The 2745-nt window shown below is 72.7% G+C and carries 2 protein-coding genes; one reads left to right on the top strand and one right to left on the bottom strand.

All coding sequences use genetic code 11. The features are described from left to right. Positions 1–126: 126 nt before the first annotated feature. Positions 127–1341, top strand: coding sequence for an MFS transporter (locus PROKR_RS10200; protein WP_084800362.1), 1215 nt, complete (start codon positions 127–129; stop codon positions 1339–1341). 16 nt (positions 1342–1357) lie between these two features. Here PROKR_RS10200 and PROKR_RS30655 read toward each other — a convergent pair. Beyond that, the coding region (locus PROKR_RS30655; protein WP_084800361.1) for an HNH endonuclease at positions 1358–2745 on the bottom strand (1388 nt) is incomplete at its 5' end.

Genomic DNA, 2745 nt, shown 5'->3' with positions numbered 1-2745 from the left:
GGCCGGCACGCCCGCCCAGGTCCGGGAACGGATCGACCGGCTCGGGCGCGCCGGGGTGACCTCCAGCGTCTTCATCCCCGCCGGGCCCGACCCCCTGGTGGCCCTCGACGCGCTGGCCCGCGTGCTGTGACCGCGCACCTGGCTCCGTCGGCGCAGCGTCGGCGGGCCGCTTTGTTCGTGTCCTTCTTCATGACCGGCGTGTCCATGGCCACGTGGGTCTCGCGCACGCCCGCGATCCGCGACGCGACCGGCTCGACCACGGCCGAGATGGGGCTGATCATCGCGGGGCTGTCCGCAGGTTCCATGGTGGGCATCGCCCTGGCCGGCACCCTGGTGGCCTGGCGCGGCGCCCGGTTCGTCGTGCTGTGGGGCATGGTCGCGATCGTGACCGGAGTCGCTGTGGTTGCGGTCGGCACCGCGACCGCGCAGGGCTGGCTGGTCGCCGTCGGGCTCGCGTCGTTCGGGTACGGCATGGGATCGGGCGAGATCGGGCAGAACGTCGAGGGGGTCGACGTCGAGCGGGCGCTGCGGCGCACCGTGGTGCCGAGCCTGCACGGCAGCTACAGCCTCGGTGTCTGCGTGGGCGGGCTCGTCGGCCTGGGCGCCAGCGCGGCGAGCGTGCCGGTGCTCGGGCACCTGGTGGCTGTCGCCGCACTGACCGCGATCGCCACGGCGGGCCTGGTGGCCAACCTGGCCCACGACGTCGGGCGGGAGGACGCCGACGCGGGGCAGCGCCGCCGTCCGCTCGGCGAGACCGTCGGGGCCTTCCTCGCCGTCTGGCGGGAGCGGCGCACGCTCGCCATCGGCGTGATCGTGCTGGGCATGGCCCTGGCCGAGGGGTCGGCGAACGACTGGCTGCCCTTGATCATGGTCGACGGGTTCGACCTGTCGGCCGCGACGGCGTCGTTGGTCTACGCGTTCTTCGGCCTGTCCATGGCGATCGGGAGGTTCGGCGGCGGGTTCTTCCTGGACCGGTTCGGGCGGGCGCCCGTCATGGTGGTCAGTGCCCTGCTCGCGATCGCCGGCATCGCCCTGGTGGCGTTCGCGCCGTCGGCGGTGCTGGGCGCGGTGGGCGTGCTGCTGTGGGGGATCGGCGCGTCGCTCGGCTTTCCGGTGGCGTTGTCCGCCGCGGGCGATGACCCGCTCAACTCGGCGCGCCGGGTCAGCGCCGTGGCGACGGCGGGCTACACCGCGTTCCTCGTGGGGCCGCCCGTTCTGGGCTTCGTGGGGGAGCACTTCACGCTGCGGCTCGCCATCCTGCTGGTCATGGTGCTGGTCGCGGTCTCGGCGTGCTTCGCGCGCGCGGTCACGCCGCCGGCGGGGGTGGCGCGCCCGGAGTAGTGGTGCGTGTGGTGCGTCAGATGGGGTGGGCCCAGGAGAGGTCGGGCCGGCGTGGGCGGCTGCGGGCTCGGTCGGGTGCCCGGTTGGCTGGGCGGTGCTGTGGTTGCTGTGTTGGGCGTGGTTGGCGGGGTGGTGGGCTCGGTCGGTAGGCGATGGGGCCGTGGGCGGGTGTTGTGTGGCAGCCGATGGAGTAGCGGCTGCGTGGGGTGCGGTCGGGTGCGGGGCCGGTCATGCCGACCGCGGGGGTCCAGGGCGGGGGCGTGGTGCGGTCGCGGGTCTGAGTGACGTCCAGTACCTGGTCGGGATCGCCGGACGCCGAGACGAGGTCTGCCGAGGTATCTGCAACGGGTGCCGGTCGGCCTGCTGCCATGCTGCCAAGCCCGGTCGAGCTCGCGATCGATTCCACCTCAGAGGCCGAGGCAGTGGCACGTACCGAGGGCGCGCCAGGAACGGCGAACGCGTCACGCACGGGTGTCGTGCCCCGGCCCGGTGTCGTGTCCCGGGTCCTGGCCGGTGCTGGTGGCGCGGGCGCGACGGAGACATACGTGTGCCCGGTCGGGGTGATGGTTTCGACGGCGTGGAGGCCGTTGAGGTGGGTGGTCTTCTGGGACCAGCCCGGTGCCTGCTTCGCGTGGTTGCACCGGGCACATAGACCTTGCCCGTTGTCGAGGCTGGTCGGGCCGCCTTCCGCGTGCGGGGTGACGTGGTCCGTGTGCCGGACCGGCGCGTCACACCAGACGGTGGCACAGATGCCCTGCTCCCGGGCCCGCAGCAGACTCGCAAGTCCCTGGGGGTGGAACCGGGACGTCGACGTCGTGGCCAACAGCCGCCCGTGCGGGTTGACGTAGATCGACCGCAGCCAGGCCGTGTCGGTGTCGATCGCGTGCGCTACCAGGTTGCGGGCGACCGGTGCCGGGACAACGCCCGCACCGGCCGGGGCGCCCTCGACCACCACACCCGGCTGGTTGCCGGCGGCCAGGAGGGTGTCGTCGGAGACCAGGAGGTTGATCGTGACCGGGACATCGTTCGCCTGGCCGGGTTCGCGTCCGGTGGCGTGTTCGATGAGGGTGTCGGCCATGATCTGACCCACCCCACGCCCGTCACCCGTGGCCTTCACGGCATCGGCGGTTGTCTTGAGCTGGGCGTAGGCCTGCACACCCTGCGCCATCGGCACCAGCGCGGTCAGGTAGACCATCAGGTCGGGTGCCGGACGGATGGAGACCCGGCGTTCCGTCACGGCCTTGGCGTTGCGGTTCACGCACGCGTGCACGTCGAGCCGGGCGGCGAGTTCCTTGATCCGGGCGATCAGCCGGCGGGTGCTCATCGTCGCGAGTTCGGTCAGGTGGGTGGGTCCGCAGATCTCCTCATCGATCAGGGCCCGGTGCTCCAGGGAGAGGTGGGACG

This window comes from Promicromonospora kroppenstedtii DSM 19349 (genome assembly GCF_000515355.1).
Classification (GTDB): Bacteria; Actinomycetota; Actinomycetes; order Actinomycetales; family Cellulomonadaceae; genus Promicromonospora; species Promicromonospora kroppenstedtii.
Note: the sequence above shows the minus strand (reverse complement) of the source record. Positions and strands in the feature narration are given on the sequence as shown.